Origin of the sequence: Streptosporangium sp. NPDC023615, from assembly GCF_040640155.1 — a bacterium.
Taxonomy (GTDB): domain Bacteria; phylum Actinomycetota; class Actinomycetes; order Streptosporangiales; family Streptosporangiaceae; genus Streptosporangium.
Genome location: NZ_JBFABE010000009.1, coordinates 151,334 through 167,264, shown reverse-complemented (window position 1 = coordinate 167,264; position 15,931 = coordinate 151,334). Strand labels below are relative to the sequence as shown.

The window sequence follows — 15,931 nt, the reverse complement described above, 5'->3', positions numbered from 1 at the left end:
CCCGGAGGCGACGCCCTCAGAAGGTGAACGCCTGGCGGCGGACGCTGTTGTCGAAGTTGGACACCAGCAGTTCGGGCTCGCCGACCGACCGGATCTCCGGCAGCCTGGTGAGCAGTTCCCGGAACATGGTCCTGATCTCCTGCCGGGCGAGGTTGGCGCCCAGGCAGAAGTGCGGCCCGGGGCCTCCGAAGCCCACGTGGGGCTTGGTGTCGCGGGTGATGTCGAACCGGTCGGGGTCGGGGAAGACCGTCTCGTCCCGGTTGGCCGAGCCGTAGAAGAGCACGACCTTGTCCCCCGCCTTGAGAGGCAGGCCCCGCAGGTCGTAGTCCTCGGTGACGGTGCGGCGGAACTGCATGATCGGGGAGACGTACCGGACCATCTCCTCGATGGCGCCGCCGATGCGCGCGTCGAAGTCCTCGACCAGCAGCCGCCGCTGCTCGGGGTTGTCGGTCAGCAGCTTGATGCCGTGCGCCATGGTGTTGCGGGCCGTCTCGTTGCCCGCCACCAGCAGGAGCGTGAAGAACGACCCGAGCTCGCGGTCGGTCAGCCGCTCGCCGTCGACGTTGGCGGTGACCAGCGCCGACACCAGGTCGCCGCGCGGCTGCATGGCGCGTTCCCTGCCCAGGTCGATCACCAGGCGCTGCAGGGCGAGCAGCGCGAGCGTGTTCTGCGCGGCCATCCTGACGGTCTGCGCCAGGCTGGGGCGCACGCCGGAGTAGGCGGTGGAGATGTCGACGTGCTTGTGGACCCTGGCCCGCACGTCGTCGGGGACGCCCATCATGTCGCAGATGACATGGATGGGGAGTTTCGCGGCGACCTGTCCGACGAAGTCACCGGGCCCGGCGGCCGTGACGTCGTCGACGATCCGGGCGCACGCGGCGTCGATGTCGCCCTGCAGCCCGGCCAGCATCTTCGGGCTGAACGCGCGCGAGACGATGCGCCGCAGCCGGGCGTGCCTGGGGTCGTCCATGTTGACCATCGACTCGCCGAACACGTGCTTGACCCAGCCGGGCGGCTCGGGGCTGGTCACGCCAGGCTCGCTGGAGAACACCTTGGCGTTGCGGCTGGCCTCCACCACGTCGGCGTGCCGGACCAGCGCGTAGAACCCCTTGCCCGAGCGGAGCAGCGGGACCCGCTTCTCCTCGAAGAACACCGGCCGGTCCCGCTCCCGCAGCCGCGCGAACGCCTCGTGCCGCTCCTTGAGCGGCCGCCGCCAGAACCCCAGGTCGGCCAGGTCGATTTCCATGCGCCAATCCTGGCATGTTCTCTACGCGTACCGGCCATGTGAACGTCACGTCCCGGTGGGCCGGGAGACCGAATCACCAGAAACCATCACGTCCATGAGAGCCGTGCTTCTCGCCCCCGCCCTCCTGGCGTCCCTGGTGCTCCCCTCCCCCGCGCCCGTATCCCCCGCACCCGGCCTCCGCGCGCTCACCTCCCCGGCACCCGCCTCCCTCGCGCCCGGTCTCCCCGCGCTCACGCCGCCGGCACCCGCCGTTCCCGCACCCGCTCTCCCTGCGTCCGTCTCGTCCCCCGGCTCCTCCGCCGGCGTCTCCGCGGGCTCGGGGGCGCCGCGTGCCTGCTCGGGTGTGCCGTCGGACTTCGACGGCGACGGGCGCGCGGACCTCGCGGTGGCCGCGCCGTACACCAGATCGGGCGGGCACGCCCGCGCGGGGGCGGTCACCGTCCTGTACGGCCTGCGCACCGCCCGGGAGCTCACCCAGGACGAGAGCGAGAGCGAGACCGGGGACGCGTTCGGCTCGGCGCTGGCGACCGGCGACTTCGACGGTGACGGCTGCGCCGACCTGGCCGTGGGCGTCTCCGAGGAGGACCGGTCCCGGCCGGGGGCCGACGGCGACGGCGCGGTACGCCTCTTCCACGGCTCCGCCGGCGGCCTGCGCCCCGGGAGGACCGTCGACGCGCGCGACCTGGGCCACAAGGGCGGGTCCGGCCGGTTCGGGGCCGCGCTCGCGGCCGGGGACCTCGACGGCGACGGCGACGACGAGCTGGTGATCGGCGCTCCCGGGCTGGGCGGCGGCGCCGTCGGGGTGTACGGGCTCACGGGCCGCAAGCCCTTCATGGTGACCCAGAGGACCGGCTGGGTGGGGCAGCGCGAGCGCGAGACCGACCAGTTCGGCGCGGTGCTCGCCACCGGGGACTTCGACGGGAACGGCCGCGCCGAGATCGCCGCGGGCGCGCCCGCGGACACGGTGCTGAAGAACGGCCAGGGGTCGGTCACCGTGCTCGACGTCCGGCGCCGCCGGGCCGTCATGCTCACCCAGGACAGCCCGTGGATCAGCGGGCGCGCCGAGGTCTGGGACTTCTTCGGCTCCGCCCTGGCCACCGGCGACTTCGACGCCGACGGCCGCGACGACCTCGCGATCGGCGTGCCGGGCGAGGGGCTCTCGCGGAACCAGCGGGCGATGGACTACGGCGACGGCACCGTGCACGTCGTCCGCGGCTCCCCGGGCGGGTTGCGCACCGCCACCTCCGAGGCGTGGTCGCAGCGTTCCCTCGACGGCGTGCCGCGCTACTTCGACCGCTTCGGAGCGGCCCTGGCCGCCGGTGACCTCAACGGGGACGGCGACGACGAGCTGGCGATCGGCGTACCGGGCGAGAACGCCGTCCAGATCCTGGCGGGCACCCGCTCCGGCGGTCTCACCCGCCACGGCGACCTGCTGGTCACCGGCAAGGGCGGCGACTTCGGCGCGGCCCTGGCCACGGTGGGGGGCCGCGGCCTGGTCGTCGCCTCACCGCGCGGCGGCAGGCTGACGCTGCTGCGCGGCACCGTGCGCAAGGGCCCCCACCCGGGCATCAAGCCCTCGACGGCGCGGACGCTGGCGACCGGGCCTAAGGACGCCCTGTTCGGCTACGCCTTCGCGAGCGCGCCCGCCGGACGCTAGCGGAAACACCCGGAGCACCCGGAACACCCGGAACACCGGGGACGCTCCTCCGCGCACCCGGGAGGCCCCTCCCCGCGCGCCCGGGACGCCCCCCTCCCCCCGGCGCCCGGCGCCTCCCGACTCGGCACCGCTTCGAGCCGGGAACGAGACCCGCCCGCTCGGGGGCGTTATCTAGGATGACGGTCATGATCGGGGCAGCGCAGAGGACCGTCCGTGACCTACGCCGGGGCAACCGGGCGACCGTGCTGCGCGCCCTCTACTTCGACGGGCCCGCCAGCCGCCAGGAGCTCAGCGAGACCATCGGGCTCAGCCCCGCCACCGTCAGCAACGTGACCGGGGACCTGCTCGAGAGCGGGGTCGTCGTCGAGGCGGGCCTGGTCGACTCCGACGGCGGCAGGCCCCGGGTGCTGCTGCGCGTCAACACCACCCACGGCTACACCGTCGGCGTCGACGTCGGTGAGACCCACGTGCGCGCCGAGCTCTTCGACCTGGACATGAACCGCAAGGCCCGCGCCGAGTACGCGCTCCGCCCGGCCCGGCACGACGCCGGCCTGGTCGTCGGCCACGTCCTGGCCGGGATCGACACGCTCCTCGCCGAGAGCGGCGTGCCCGCGGAGCGGGTGCTGGGCGTGGGGGTGGGCGTTCCCGGGATCGTCGAGACCGGGCCCGACGCGGTGATCCACGCCCCGACGCTGGGCTGGGACGGGGTCCCCCTCGGCGGGCTCCTGCGGGCGGGCACGGACCTGCCCCTCTTCGTGGACAACGGCGCCAGGTCGATGGGACAGGCCGAGCTGTGGTTCGGCATGGGGCGCCGGGCCAGGCACGCCGTCGTGGTGCTGATCGGCTCGGGGGTCGGGGCGAGCGTCATCACCGACGGGAGCACCTACCTGGGCGCCGACAGCAGCGCCGGCGAGTGGGGCCACACGAAGATCATGGTGGGCGGGCACCGGTGCCGCTGCGGCGGCCGGGGCTGCCTGGAGGCCTACGTCGGGGCCAGGGGCATCCTGGAGCGGGCCGGGGTGTGGACCGAGACCGTCGACGAGCAGGCGGCGCTGGCCGAGCTGGTCGCCGGCGGCTCCCCGGTCGTCGACGAGACCGTCACCTACCTGGGCGTCGGCCTGGCCAACCTGATCAACCTGTTCAACCCCGAACGGATCATCATCGGCGGCTGGGCCGGTGTGCTGCTCGGCGAGCACCTGCTGCCGAGGATCAGGAAGGTCGCCGCGGACAACTCCCTGGCCCAGCCGTACAGGACGGTCTCCATCGGGCTGGGCCGCCTCGGGGTCGACTCCGTCACGCTGGGCGCCGCCACCCTCGTGGTCGAGGACTTCCTGCGCGCCCCCGCGCCCCAGGCGGCCGGGGGCGCCTCCACGCGCCCCCGGAACCCCGCCGGGGCACGGTCCTGAACACCCTCCCGCGCGTCAGCGGACGCGCGTGTCGGCCTTGATGGTGCGCCGGACCTGCTTGGCGAGCCTGCCCCTGTCGGCCTTGGCGTCGGAGGTGGCGATCGCCCCGAACCTCACCGCGGCGGTGCCCCGGCGCGAACCGGCCCACGCGCGGATCCGCACGGCCGTCGAGTCGCCCCTGTCGAGAGAGGTGATCCAGCAGGACAGGGTGCGGCGCTTGACGGAGCAGCTCACGCTGCGCGGCTTGGAGATCACCTTGATCTTGCGGAAGCGGGTGGAGAAGGCCCCGGTGAGCATCACGTAGTGCTGGCCGCGGGCCTTCCTGTTCTTGATCTTGACGGTGTAGACGAGGGAACCGCCGCGGCGGACGTGCTTGGGGAAGGAGATCACGTACCCGAAGTCGGCCGCCGCCGAGGCGGACGACAGGGCGGACGACACAACGGACGACACGGCGGGCGCTACGACGGGCGCTACGACGGGCGACGGCCCGAGGCGCGCGGTGGCGGGTGCGGCGGGGGCCGCGGTTCCGGCGGCCGCGGCGGGGGCGTGGGCAAGGAGGGTGCCGCCCAGCGCCGCGGCGAGAACCGCGGCACCGAGCCTCGTGGTGGTAGAGCTCATACGCGGCATCATCCACCAAATACCGACGAATTCCTCTGGTCCTCAGGTCAGTGAGGCCTGTCCTGCCGGGACGGTGAGCCGGGCGCCGGTCTTCGCCGGGGCGCCCTTCCTGCTGATGTGCTCCAGGACGCGGAAGTCGGCGTCGAGTTCCTCGGCGGTGACGCGGCAGACGATGTAGCCGCGCCGCTGGTCCAGGTAGGAGATGTGCGGGTTCTCCGCGATCGTCTCGGCGATGCGGCCCTCGTCGCGGTAGCCGTCGCCGTCGCTGGCGATCGAGGAGGCGACCAGTTCCACCGCCACCCGGGGCGAGTCCGGGTCGTCGAAGTCGAGTTTCAGGTCGGCCGCGTGGTGCATGTGCGCGTCGCCGGTCAGCACCACCGGGTTGGCCGCGCCCGACTCCCGGAACCCGGTCAGCAGGCGGGTGCGCTCGGCGGCGTAGCCGTCCCAGGAGTCCATGTTGACCTCGGTACCCGGCCCCACCTTGACGTCGCGCTGGGCCATCAGGATCTGCTGGCCCACCAGGTTCCAGCGGGCCCGCGACGTGGTCAGACCGTCCAGCAGCCAGTCCCGCTGGTCCCTGCCGAGCAGGGTGCGCCCGCTCGCCAGCCGGTCGTCGCAGCCGGACCGCAGGCCGTCCTCGCAGGCCTGGTCGTCGCGGAACTGCCGGGTGTCGAGCAGGTGGAAGCGGGCCAGCGGCCCCCAGTCCACCCTGCGGTGGACGCGCATCGCCGCCCCGCCGGGCACGCTGGTGCGGCGCAGCGGCATGTTCTCGTAGTACGCCTGGAAGGCGTTGGCCCTGCGCCTGGCGAAGGCCGGGGCGCCGGAGCTGGAGACGTCCGCCGCCCAGTTGTTCTCGATCTCGTGGTCGTCGAAGGAGACCAGCCAGGGCGCGACCGCGTGCGCCTCCTGCAGGTCGGCGTCGCTCTTGTACTGCGCGTGCCGCATCCGGTAGTCGGCCAGGGTCACGCACGGGCCCGGGGTGTGCTGCCGGACGCTCCCGCCGAGCGCCGTGTACCCCCGGGGGCCGTACTCGTACATGTAGTCGCCCAGGTGGACGACCAGATCGGGTTCCTGCTCGGCCAGCCTGCGGTACGCGGTGTAGAAACCGTGCTCGTAGTGGGCGCAGGCGGCGACCGCGAAGGTGAGCGAGGCCGACCCGAGCGACGCCGGCGTACCGGCCGGCCCGGTGATCCCGGCGGTCCCGGCCGGCCCGGACGACGCCCGCGACGCCGCCGGGGCGGTGCGGGTGCGTCCCGTCGGCGACAGGCGCCCCTCGGCCCGGAAGCGGTAGAAGTACTCCCTGCCGGGCTCCAGGCCCTCGACCTCGACGTGGACGCTGTGCGCCCGCCTCCAGCGGGCGCTCTCGGTGCCCCTGCGGACCACCCGGGAGAACCGCTCGTCGGTGGCGAGCTGCCACTGCACGTCCACGTCCCGGCTCGGCATCCCCCCTCGGCCGTCCGGGCCCAGCGGGTCGAGGGCGAGCCTGGTCCACAGCACCACGCCGTCCGCCGACGGGTCGCCCGAGGCGACGCCCAGGGTGAACGGGTCGGCGGCCAGGGCCCGGGAGGAGGGCGAGGACGCCGAGGCCAGCGGGGAGGGGCCGGCGGGGGCGAGCCCGGCACCGGTCAGCAACAGGCCGCCCGTACCGGCGGCGGCGATGGAAAGGAACGCTCTGCGTGACGGCTTCTGCTCCACGCCCCCAGTGCAACCGGCCGACCTTTCCCCGTCGTGGCCTGCGGCTCACGGCAGGATGAACAGGGACCGCACAGGCGGGCGCCCCGGCCCGCCGGGCCGTTCAGCCCAGGTACGGCTTGAGGTGCGCGTTCAGGGCGCCGCAGCCCAGGTACTTCTCCACGGTGTGGAAGTCGATCCAGTCCAGGTCGACCAGCGCCTCCTGGTCCACCCCGGTGAAGCAGGCCCGCAGGCCCGGCGGGATCGCCGCGATGTCGTCCTTGTCGGCGATGTTGACCCAGCGCCCGACCGAGCGGGGCCGCTCGCCCCGGCCGGCGACCGGGGCGGGCACCAGGTGCTCGAAGATGACGTTGCGCATGCCCAGCGGGCTGCCCAGGGTGATCAGCAGTTCGACCTCCAGGTCGGGGTTGGCCCAGAGCGTCTCGTAGGTCACCACGCTGCCCAGTGAGTGCGCGATCACCACCTTGGGGCGGTTACGCCTGATCACCTCGGCCACGGCCGCCCGGCACCTCGCGCGCGTCTCGCCCCCGGTGGCCATGTAGGCGGCGACCTCGGGGCAGAAGAGCGTGGCGAAGTCGGCGGCGTCGGCCTCCAGCCGGTCCAGCAGCCAGCCGGTCATCCGGTGCAGGGCGCCGGTCAGCCCCTCCCCCACCGCGTCGAGCTGCCTGGCCCAGGCGACGAAGACCTCCTGGGCACCGGCGTCCATGGTCCGCACGGCGCGTACGGAGTCGTTCTTGCTCTCGCCCAGCAGGTGGGCGTAGTAGGCGATCTCGGTGACGTAGCGCTCCTTGGCGTGCGGCCTGCCGCCGGTCAGGCCCTCGTGCAGGTAGCGGTCCCACTTGTCGCGCATCGCGAGGGCGGCGCCGCCGGCCGAGTTGCCCGCGTCGCGGTAGTAGCGGTACTTGCCGATACCGTGCACGCCGACGATCGTGTCCATACGCCCCCGCCCTCCGCGTCCGGTGCCCGGTTCTCACCGGTGCCGGTGACTTCTCCCCCGGCTACTGTGGCGAAGACGGGTCCGCGCCACAAGACCACGGCGGCACCGGCGAGAACAGCCGGCGAACCGATGATCCGTGGGCCGTGGGTCGTGGGTCCACGGCCCCCCGCCCCGCCCACCGAGACCGCGTCCGCCCCCGGGTTGCCCGGGTCTCACCGCTCACGGCCCCTGGCCGTGGCGCCGGAGACCTCGGGCCGGGACGGGGCGGCGCGTCCGGCCACGCCGCGCAGCAGGTCGACGAGGTGCCGGCGCTCGGGCTCGGTGAGCCAGCCGAAGATGTGCTCCCCCACCTGTTCGGTGGCCCGCCGCGCCATCTCCAGGGTTCGCTCGCCATGAGGCGTCAGCACGATGCAGTACGCGCGCCGGTCCTGCGGCGCCCGCCGGCGGGAGACCACTCCGCCCTCCTCCAGCTCGTCGATGAGCCGGACCATCGCGGATTTGTCGATGCCCGTGCGGTCCATCAGCTCCCGCTGGCTGACGGGGCCGTACATCGGCAGCGCGAGCAGCACGGCGAATCCGCGGACGTTGAGACCCAGCGGGCGCAGCGCCTGGTTCAGCCGCTCCCGGCTCTGGTTGTGCACCTCGGCCAGCAGCATGCCGAGCCCCACCTGATCGGCGGCCGGGCCGCCGTCGCCGGCCAGGAAACGCTCGATCAGATCTTGGAGCATGCGCCCACTCTACTACCACCTGATAAAATCTCAGCGTGAGACTATCTCGGAGTGGACCTATCTGTCACCGATCAGGTGAGTGCGGGCCCGAGTCGCCCCGCCGGCGCGTGCGCAGGGTGGGCGTCGCGACCGGCACGGCGATGACGGCCGTCCCGCCCTCACCGCCGCCGACGCGCGGTACGGCCGCGGGCCCGCGCCTCGGCCGTGACCCCGGTCCGGCGCGCCGCACGCGCCGGGCCACGGCCCGGGAGAACGCGCCACACGCGCTCTCCCCCCTCGCGGGAGGGCGTCGATGATCGGGGCTCCGCCCGGCGAGCGTGTCTCCGACCGGGTCATGACGGCGACGGACGTGGTCAAGACCTACGGTGCGGGCGACGGCGCGGTGAGCGCGTTGCGCGGTGTCTCCGGGGCGTTCGTCCAGGGCGAGTTCACCGCGATCATGGGGCCCTCGGGGTCGGGGAAGTCGACGTTCATGCACTGCCTGGCCGGTCTGGACACCGTGACGTCCGGCAGCATCGTCGTCGGCGAGGTGGACATCACCGGCCTGTCGCGCACCCGGCTCACCGAGTTGCGCCGCGATCGGATGGGCTTCGTCTTCCAGTCGTTCAATCTCCTGCCGATGTTGACCGCGGAGGAGAACATCCGGCTCACGGGGAGGCTGGCGGGCCGCGACCTGGACCAGGGATGGTTCGACACGGTCGTGGACGCGCTGGGGCTGCGCGAGCGGCTGACCCACCGGCCCGCGGAGATGTCCGGCGGCCAGCAGCAGCGGGTGGCCGTGGCCCGCGCGCTCCTGACCAGGCCGGACGTGCTGTTCGCCGACGAGCCCACCGGGAACCTGGACTCCCGTTCCAGCGCCGAGGTGCTGGGCTTCCTGCGTGCGGCCGTCGACGACTACCGGCAGACGGTGGTCATGGTGACGCACGACCCGGTGGCCGCCGCGTACGCCGACCGGGTGCTGTTCCTGGCCGACGGGATGATCGTGGACGAGCTGGCCGAGCCCACCATCGACGCCGTGCATGCCCGCATGCGCAAGATCGAGGGCTGAGGTCATGGCGAACCCCTTGTGGCTCATCGCGCGCCGGACCTTCGCCGAGGGCTGGCTGCGGCTGATCGCCACCCTGCTGGCGGCGCTGGGATCGATCGCGCTCATCGCGGGCTCGCTGCAGTTCGCGCTGCGCGCCCAGGAGGCGGTGGCCGGCAGCGACGCCAGCGAGTACGCCCGCGTGGACGTGCTGGTGCAGGGCGGGACGGTCGATCCGGGCGACCCGTTCGCGCCACCCGACGGCCGGATCCGGCTCGATCAGGTCGCCTCCCGCCCCGGGGTGGCGGCGGCCGCCGGGGACGCCACGACGGCGGTGACGGCCTCCCGGAACGACGGGCAGGCGATCACGGCGGCGGCCGAGGGCCGTACGCTGCTCCGCCCCTGGGTCTCCGATCCGGGGCTGAACCCCTATCGCCTGGAGGCGGGGCGCGCCCCCGCCGCGGACGGCGAGGTGGCGATCGTCCGGCACATGTCGCTCGCCGGGGACCTGAGCGTCGGCGACACCATGACGCTGACGCTGCCCCGTCAGACGCGCCAGGTGCGGATCGCCGGGATCGTCAGTGTTCAGGGCCGCGACGCGGTGGCCGCCGGCGACCTGGTGCTGGCCCCGGCCGAGACCGCGCAGCGCGCCGCGATGCTGCCCGCGGGCAGTTGGCAGGGCGTCTGGCTGAAGGCGGCTCCCGGCGTGTCCGCCGACCGGCTGCGCGGCGAGCTGGCCCGCGACCTGGGTGACGCCGCCACGGTACGCACCGCGGAGTCGGTACGGAACGCGCAGACCACCGCCGCCTCGGGGGAGGGCGCCTCGATCGCCGGTGTCGTCGGCATGCTCGCCTCCGTCGCGATCTTCGTCGGGCTGTTCGTGGTGGCCAACACCTTCGGCACCCTCGTCCGGCAGCGCACCCGCCGTCTCGCGCTGCTGGGCGCGATCGGCGCCACACCGCGGCAGATCGGCCGGCTGATCCGGCTGGAGGCGCTGGTGCTGGGCGCGGTCGCCTCGGTGGGCGGCGTGGCCGCGGGCTTCCCGCTGGCCGAGCTGATCATCTGGCTGTTCGCCCGGGACGGCTTCGACGTGTCCGCCTCCGCTCCCCAGGTCGGCTGGATCGCGCTGACCGTCCCGGTCGTGGCCGGGCTCCTGGTCACCCAGGCCGCCGCGTGGCGGGCGGCGCACCGTGCCGGGAACGTCTCGCCCATCGAGGCGTTGCGCAGCACGGTCACCGAGACCCGGGAACGCCGCTGGCCGCGGCTGCTGTCCGCATCGGCGATCTTCGTCGCCGCGTGCTTCCTGTGCGCGGTGGCGGTGACGGTCCGCGTCAGCGATCCGCCCGGCCCGGATCGTACGTTCGCCATCACGCTGATGGTTCTTTTCGCGTCGATGCTGGCGGTGACCGGGCTGGCCGTGCTCACCCCGTTCTTCGTCGGGCCGTTGGGCGGGCTGGTGGGCCGCGTCGGGACGCTGGTCAGCGGGGAGACCGGGCGGCTGGCGCACGCCACCATCACGCGCAGCCCGCGCCGGGTCTCCTCGGCCGCCTCGTCACTGATGCTCGGTGTCGCGCTGGTCGCCTCCCTGGTGCTGGTCACGATGTCGGTGAACGACCGGTTCCGTGAGGCGGGACGGGAGGTGATGGCGGCCGAGCACGCGATCGCCTCGACCGCCAGGACCGCCGAGGGCGCGCCCGCGCCGCTGGGCCGCGACGTCGCGGCGAGGGCCACGGGTGCGCCGGGGGTGTCCAGGACGACCGCCCTGACACAGACCGAGGTCACGCTGGTGCCGTCCACGCCGGCGAGAGCGGCGGCCGAGCCGTTCCGCTTCCTGGTCAGCGGCGCCGAGCAGACGGGGCTGCGTGACGTCCTGCGGCTGGGCGGGCGGCCACCCGCGCTGCGGGAAGGGGAGATCGCGCTGTCGTCGGCCGTCATGAGGGAACGGGGGCTCCGGCGCGGCGAGGTCATCACCGTGCGCGGCGCGCAGGGCCGCACCACGCTCACCGTCGCGGGCTCGTACCACGACCCGTCCCATCTGTTCGCCGACCAGGCGCTGGTGGACTCGGCCACGATGGACCGGCTCGACGCCAACGCCGCCACCCTGGCGGTGCTCGTGCGGGGCGGCTCGCCGCAGGCCCTGGCGCGCGCCGTGGCCGGGGTGCCCGGGGTGCGGGTCCTCGATCGTGACGCCTACGTGACCGCGGCGTCGCAGTCGCTCACCCGGGCCCTGCGCTCGACGTACAGCTTCGTCGGCATGGCGCTGCTGCTGGCGCTGTTCGGGATGGCGACCACGGTGACGATGAGCGTCGTCGAACGCACCCGTGAGTTCGGGCTGCTGGGCGCCGTGGGCGCGACCACGAGGCAGATCCGCTCGATCGTCCGCTGGGAGGCGGCCACCGTGGTCCTCCTCGGCACGATCCTCGGTCTCGTGATCGGGGTCGGGACGCTGGCGCTCCTGCATGTGACGAGCGGCAGTTCGTTCCTGCGTCCGGACCCGCCGTGGTGGCTGTTCCTGGCGCTCGGGGCGGGTGCCGCGGTGGCAACGCTGGCGACCTCGGCGCTGCCCGCGCGCCGGGCGGCGGGCGTGCCCGTCCTGGAGGCCGCCAAGGCGGAGTGAGTCACCGCGGACGCGGGCACCGGGACCGCGCGCTCACAGGGTCGGGCCGACGAGGCCGCAGTTGACGAGCAGGGCGAGAACGGACAGGGCGGTGCGGACGCGGTTCCAGGTGCCCCAGTGCCGCCGCGGATCCCGTTCGGCGAAGTCCTCGGGGAGGTTGCCCGGGTCCAGCGCCCGCACCCACCGGTTCACCGGCACGTTCTTGGTCAGCGAGATCGTGATCGTGCCCAGGCAGAGCGCGGCCGCCACCAGGTACAGCGCACGAGCCACCGTGCTCCCGGCGAGCAGGCCGAGAGCGAGGTCACCGAGCGTGGTGACGATCAGGCAGATGGGCATGAACGGGTCGAAACGCGTGGAGAAGAACGCGTGTGCGTGCACGTACCGGTCCGGTGGCAGGCTGTCCAGCAGCGGCCAGCCGCCCATCTGGGTGCCCAGCAGCACCCCGGCGGCCAGGCCGTTGGCCAGCAGGACGAGCGAGACGACGATCTCCAGCATGAGCCCCTCCAGTCGGTCGGCCCGCCACCGGGCCACGTTCCGGCACGTCGCCTAGCGGCGTGCCGCGGCGGCCTCCACCTTCTGCTTGATCAGTTGCATCTGGACGGGCGTGTTGCGGTTGAGGCGCGCCTGCATCGTCGCGTCGTCGACCGGCGCCTCCGCCCTCATCTCGAAGTCCTGCACCCAGCGCATGCGCACGCCGTCGTCCTCCTGCAGGTACTCCCAGTAGATCCACATGTACTTGAACGGTCCGGTCTCCACCCGCTGCGAGCGGACGGTCCGGGTGGCCTCGTCCGGGCGCCGCGCCGACACCCAGCTCCACACCTTGCCGTTCTCGTCGGGGTGCAGCGCGAGCCGGAAGAGGATCGTGCCGTCCCGGTCCGAGAGGATCTTGGCCTCGGAGTACTCGCTGAACAGCTCCGTCCATGACTCGATGTCGTTGGTCATGTCCCAGACGAGCCGCATCGGCGCGGCGATGACGATCTCGTTGTCGGTGTGCCCGGCCATGTCACGCCCCCGCCTTCGCCGTCAGCAGCGAGTTGATGTACGCGACCGCCCTGGCCGGCGTCGGCATGTCCGACACCGCGTCATCGCTGATCTGGACGCTGTAGCGGCGTTCCACCTGGTTGCACAGCTCCAGCAGGGCCAGCGAGTCGTACCCGAGGTGGCTGAACTCCGTCTCCGCGATGTCGCCGTCGAGGGCCGCCTCGTCGACGCCTCCCATGCGCCGCAGGATGCCCCGCAGCTCGTCCAGGTCGAAGGTGCTCATTCCAGATCTCCGTTCCGTTGACAACGCCGGAATCCGGCATTTCGGATAATTTCTGGTTCGTCTCTCCGGCTGGAGAGCTTCTCGGTTCGTGCTCGGCCCCTCAGCCGAGCACCACGGCGACGGCGTTCACCGTCACCCCCAGCACGGCGAGCGCGGTGCGCAGCAGATGCCATCGACGCCACAGCGGCCGGGGGTCGCGCCAGTCGGGCGGCACCTCGTCGGGATCGAGGGACTTGACCGCCCGGTTGAGCGGGACGTTGCAGAAGTGCGAGACCACCGAGACCCCGAGCAGCAGGACGGCGGCCGTGGCGAAGAGCAGGGCGGGTCCAGCCCTCGTCAGCACCGCCAGGACGACGTCGACGACCACCGACGAGAGCACGAGGATCGGCATGGTGGGATCCCACCGGCGGCCGACGAGCTGGTGGGTGTAGACGTAGCGGTCGGCCGGCATGGCCAGGAGCGCGGGCAGAACGCTCAGCGAGACCGCGAACAGCACCCCGGCCACGATCCCGCTGCCCACCAGCGCCGCGATGGACAGCAGATCCGTGATCACCTCGCCGGCCCCCCTCCGCGCGGGAGCGGCTCGGCCACGATCGCCGCGTCGTCGTCGCCGCGGCCGCTCGCCAGCACGTCCGCGTACCTGTCGAGGGCGCAACCGACCACCGGCAGCTCGGTCCCGCGCGCCAGCGCCTCCTGGTTCGCCAGGGCGAGATCCTTGTGCATGAGCGCGGCGCGGAAGGCCGCCGGCCGGTACGTCCGCCCGCGCATGAACCCCGCGCGGAAGGACAGCACCGGCGACCGCCAGCCGCTGCCGTCGAAGACGTCCAGCAGCACGCCGCGGTCGAGGCCCATGGTCTCGGCGAACCGCACCGCCTCGGCCAGCCCGAGGATGTGGACGCCCAGCATCAGGTTGAACGCCAGCTTCAACGCGCTCGCGTTGCCCGTCGGGCCGAGGTCGCGGACGTCCTGCCCGATCGCGCGGAGCACCTCGAGCGCGGCGTCCACGGCCTGCTCCTCGCCGGCGGCGAAGACGCGCAACTCACCTTTGGCGGCCATGGCGGGGTTGCCCAGCACACATGCCTCGACCCGCAACACCCCGGCCCCGGCCAGCCGCCCGGCGGCGGCCACGGCGAAGGTGGGCGTGACCGTCGAGGTGTCCACGACGATCACACCGGGCGACAGCCGCCCTTCGAGCTCGCCGAACAGCACCTGCTCCACGGCGGCCTCGTCGGCGAGGCTGAGCAGCACGACCTCGGCACCGGCCACCGCCTCGGCCGCCGAGGCGGCGATCGTGGCGCCGGCCTCGCCCACCGGCACGGCCTTGTCCGGCGTGCGGTTGTACGCGGTGACGTCGGCACCCGCGGCGAGCAGGGCGCGCGCCATACCGGCCCCCATGCCGCCCAGCCCGAGCACGGCGATCGACGTGGGCTGCACGTTCACCCCTCCGCGGGATGGGTCTGTACGGACAGCTGCGAGACGCAACGCATCGCGGCGTCGCGGAAATACCGGTTGAACCCGGCCTCGTCACCGGTGTCCCGCTGCTCCTGCAGGTAGGGGGCGAGCCGCTGCTCGATCAGGTGCACCCCGCGCTGGCCGGCCATGTGGCGGGCGATGGCGGAGAACTCGCCCTCGTAGTGGATGACCCGCACCAGCACGTCGTCCTTGACGAAGACGGCCGTGCCGAGCAGCCGGCCGGCCGCGGCGCCGTCGTCACCGGTGAACACCGGGGTGTCGACCCGCTGGAAGCCGGCGAAGATCTCGGCTATCTCGTCCTCGTGCCCGGGCTTGACCCGGTAGGTGATGGCCGCGTACGGCATGGCATCCTCCTTGGCTCGTCGAAAGACTCAACCGAAGGCCACTTTGGCGATCAGATCGAGCTGGTCGGCATCGGACGTGCAGGGAATCAACATGAGCTCGTCACAACCCGCCGCGGCGTAACCGTCGATCGTCTCGCGCAGCCGGGCGTCGTCGGTGATCAGGCCGTCGGCCAGGAAGCGAGCCTTCTGGCCGGTGTAGGCGTAGTAGTCGAGCAGGTAGCGGGCGCCGGCCTGTCCGCGGTCCGCGCCGGGGGCGACGTAGGCGAGGGCGCCCAGCTTCGGCGCGTCGGTCCGGCCCGCCTCCGTCCAGGCCCGCCGTACCTCGGCGGCCACCTCCGCGTACCGGTGCAGGGGGGTGCTGCCGGAGATCCAGCCGATGCCGCACCTGGCCGCCCTCCTCATGGAAGCGGCCGAATTGCCCCCGACCCACAGCGGGATCCGCCCGCGCCCCGGGCGCGGGCCGACGCCGGGGACCGCGCCCTCCCCCGACCAGACGCGTTCCATCTCCTCCAGCAGTTCGTCGAGCCGGCGCCCGCGCCCGCCGTAGGGCACGCCGGTCGCGGCGAAGTCGTCCTCCCGCCCGCCCGCGGCGACGCCCACCACCAGCCGGCCGCCGGCCAGCCGGTCCACGCTGGCCAGTTGCTTGGCCAGGAGCACCGCGCTCGGCCGGTAGGCGGCCAGCAGGATCGTGGGGGCCAGCGTGATGCGCTCGGTCACGGCCGCGGCGGCCGCCAGCGTCACCACGGTGTCGTAACTGTCGTAGACCAGCCGATCCAGCACGGCCAGCGTGCTGAAGCCGAGCCGGTCGGCCCGCCGGGCGAACTCGGCCAGCTCCCGGCCGTCCGTCCCGGGGACGGTGCTCGGCAGACCGACTCCGATGTCCATGTAGCCTCCAGTCCGCGCCTGCGACGGCCCGCGTCCGCCC

At 73.3% G+C, this 15,931-nt stretch carries 16 protein-coding genes; 4 read left to right on the top strand and 12 right to left on the bottom strand.

The features are described 5' to 3' along the window. Positions 1 to 16: 16 nt before the first annotated feature. Positions 17 to 1,246: a cytochrome P450 gene (locus tag AB0G16_RS10330; protein ID WP_362801738.1), complete on the bottom strand. Its 1,230-nt coding sequence runs from the start codon at positions 1,244 to 1,246 to the stop codon at positions 17 to 19. Positions 1,247 to 1,340: 94 nt separating this feature from the next. On the opposite strand from AB0G16_RS10330, the gene AB0G16_RS10325 reads away from it, so the two are divergent. Together AB0G16_RS10325 and AB0G16_RS10320 are read left to right on the top strand one after the other, a co-directional pair. Then, positions 1,341 to 2,903: an FG-GAP and VCBS repeat-containing protein gene (locus AB0G16_RS10325; RefSeq protein ID WP_362801735.1), complete on the top strand. Its 1,563-nt coding sequence runs from the start codon at positions 1,341 to 1,343 to the stop codon at positions 2,901 to 2,903. 185 nt (positions 2,904 to 3,088) lie between these two features. After that, positions 3,089 to 4,309: an ROK family transcriptional regulator gene (locus AB0G16_RS10320; protein WP_362801732.1), complete on the top strand. Its 1,221-nt coding sequence runs from the start codon at positions 3,089 to 3,091 to the stop codon at positions 4,307 to 4,309. A gap of 15 nt (positions 4,310 to 4,324) precedes the next feature. Here the strand turns inward: AB0G16_RS10320 and AB0G16_RS10315 are convergent, their stop codons facing one another. The 4 genes from AB0G16_RS10315 to AB0G16_RS10300 all read right to left on the bottom strand — a co-directional run bounded on the left by AB0G16_RS10315 (position 4,325) and on the right by AB0G16_RS10300 (position 8,284). After that, complete coding sequence (locus tag AB0G16_RS10315; RefSeq protein ID WP_362801729.1) at positions 4,325 to 4,927, bottom strand: hypothetical protein; 603 nt, start codon at positions 4,925 to 4,927, stop codon at positions 4,325 to 4,327. A gap of 42 nt (positions 4,928 to 4,969) precedes the next feature. Next, complete coding sequence (locus AB0G16_RS10310) at positions 4,970 to 6,622, bottom strand: alkaline phosphatase D family protein (protein WP_362801726.1); 1,653 nt, start codon at positions 6,620 to 6,622, stop codon at positions 4,970 to 4,972. A 100-nt stretch (positions 6,623 to 6,722) separates the two neighbouring features. Continuing rightward, complete coding sequence (locus tag AB0G16_RS10305) at positions 6,723 to 7,556, bottom strand: hypothetical protein (RefSeq protein ID WP_362801724.1); 834 nt, start codon at positions 7,554 to 7,556, stop codon at positions 6,723 to 6,725. A 212-nt stretch (positions 7,557 to 7,768) separates the two neighbouring features. Beyond that, positions 7,769 to 8,284, bottom strand: coding sequence for a MarR family transcriptional regulator (locus AB0G16_RS10300; protein ID WP_362801722.1), 516 nt, complete (start codon positions 8,282 to 8,284; stop codon positions 7,769 to 7,771). 292 nt (positions 8,285 to 8,576) lie between these two features. Here AB0G16_RS10300 and AB0G16_RS10295 point away from each other — a divergent pair, with 292 nt between their 5' ends. Then, positions 8,577 to 9,332, top strand: a complete 756-nt coding sequence (locus tag AB0G16_RS10295) for an ABC transporter ATP-binding protein (RefSeq protein ID WP_362801720.1) — start codon at positions 8,577 to 8,579, stop codon at positions 9,330 to 9,332. Between the two features lie 4 nt (positions 9,333 to 9,336). Continuing rightward, positions 9,337 to 11,925, top strand: coding sequence for an FtsX-like permease family protein (locus AB0G16_RS10290; protein WP_362801717.1), 2,589 nt, complete (start codon positions 9,337 to 9,339; stop codon positions 11,923 to 11,925). A gap of 33 nt (positions 11,926 to 11,958) precedes the next feature. Here AB0G16_RS10290 and AB0G16_RS10285 read toward each other — a convergent pair whose 3' ends face one another. The 7 genes from AB0G16_RS10285 to AB0G16_RS10255 form a co-directional block, all read right to left on the bottom strand. After that, positions 11,959 to 12,420, bottom strand: coding sequence for a DUF1772 domain-containing protein (locus AB0G16_RS10285; RefSeq protein WP_362801714.1), 462 nt, complete (start codon positions 12,418 to 12,420; stop codon positions 11,959 to 11,961). 51 nt (positions 12,421 to 12,471) lie between these two features. Then, a complete protein-coding gene (locus AB0G16_RS10280) occupies positions 12,472 to 12,927 on the bottom strand; it encodes an SRPBCC family protein (protein ID WP_362801710.1) in 456 nt (151 codons plus the stop codon). Position 12,928: 1 nt separating this feature from the next. Then, on the bottom strand, positions 12,929 to 13,189 hold the full coding sequence (locus tag AB0G16_RS10275; RefSeq protein WP_362801707.1) for an acyl carrier protein: 261 nt from the start codon (positions 13,187 to 13,189) through the stop codon (positions 12,929 to 12,931). Between the two features lie 100 nt (positions 13,190 to 13,289). Continuing rightward, on the bottom strand, positions 13,290 to 13,742 hold the full coding sequence (locus AB0G16_RS10270; RefSeq protein ID WP_362801704.1) for a DUF1772 domain-containing protein: 453 nt from the start codon (positions 13,740 to 13,742) through the stop codon (positions 13,290 to 13,292). Then, the gene (locus AB0G16_RS10265; RefSeq protein WP_362801701.1) at positions 13,739 to 14,623 is read right to left on the bottom strand and encodes an NAD(P)-dependent oxidoreductase; all 885 of its coding nucleotides are present in this window, start codon (positions 14,621 to 14,623) and stop codon (positions 13,739 to 13,741) included. Before AB0G16_RS10265 ends, AB0G16_RS10270 begins: the two co-directional genes overlap by 4 nt. Before the next feature lie 2 nt (positions 14,624 to 14,625). Then, positions 14,626 to 15,006 (bottom strand): SchA/CurD-like domain-containing protein, encoded by a 381-nt coding sequence (locus AB0G16_RS10260; protein ID WP_362801698.1) that lies wholly within the window; start codon positions 15,004 to 15,006, stop codon positions 14,626 to 14,628. A gap of 27 nt (positions 15,007 to 15,033) precedes the next feature. Beyond that, complete coding sequence (locus AB0G16_RS10255; protein ID WP_362801695.1) at positions 15,034 to 15,891, bottom strand: LLM class flavin-dependent oxidoreductase; 858 nt, start codon at positions 15,889 to 15,891, stop codon at positions 15,034 to 15,036. Positions 15,892 to 15,931 lie beyond the last annotated feature (40 nt).

Bases quoted from the DNA above. Each gene is read 5' to 3' on its own strand.
- AB0G16_RS10330 (WP_362801738.1), bottom strand. From the start codon at position 1,246: ATGGAAATCGACCTGGCCGACCTGGGGTTCTGGCGGCGGCCGCTCAAG.
- AB0G16_RS10325 (WP_362801735.1), top strand. From the start codon at position 1,341: ATGAGAGCCGTGCTTCTCGCCCCCGCCCTCCTGGCGTCCCTGGTGCTC.
- AB0G16_RS10320 (WP_362801732.1), top strand. From the start codon at position 3,089: ATGATCGGGGCAGCGCAGAGGACCGTCCGTGACCTACGCCGGGGCAAC.
- AB0G16_RS10315 (WP_362801729.1), bottom strand. From the start codon at position 4,927: ATGAGCTCTACCACCACGAGGCTCGGTGCCGCGGTTCTCGCCGCGGCG.
- AB0G16_RS10305 (WP_362801724.1), bottom strand. From the start codon at position 7,556: ATGGACACGATCGTCGGCGTGCACGGTATCGGCAAGTACCGCTACTAC.
- AB0G16_RS10300 (WP_362801722.1), bottom strand. From the start codon at position 8,284: ATGCTCCAAGATCTGATCGAGCGTTTCCTGGCCGGCGACGGCGGCCCG.
- AB0G16_RS10295 (WP_362801720.1), top strand. From the start codon at position 8,577: ATGATCGGGGCTCCGCCCGGCGAGCGTGTCTCCGACCGGGTCATGACG.
- AB0G16_RS10290 (WP_362801717.1), top strand. From the start codon at position 9,337: ATGGCGAACCCCTTGTGGCTCATCGCGCGCCGGACCTTCGCCGAGGGC.
- AB0G16_RS10285 (WP_362801714.1), bottom strand. From the start codon at position 12,420: ATGCTGGAGATCGTCGTCTCGCTCGTCCTGCTGGCCAACGGCCTGGCC.
- AB0G16_RS10280 (WP_362801710.1), bottom strand. From the start codon at position 12,927: ATGGCCGGGCACACCGACAACGAGATCGTCATCGCCGCGCCGATGCGG.
- AB0G16_RS10275 (WP_362801707.1), bottom strand. From the start codon at position 13,189: ATGAGCACCTTCGACCTGGACGAGCTGCGGGGCATCCTGCGGCGCATG.
- AB0G16_RS10260 (WP_362801698.1), bottom strand. From the start codon at position 15,006: ATGCCGTACGCGGCCATCACCTACCGGGTCAAGCCCGGGCACGAGGAC.
- AB0G16_RS10255 (WP_362801695.1), bottom strand. From the start codon at position 15,891: ATGGACATCGGAGTCGGTCTGCCGAGCACCGTCCCCGGGACGGACGGC.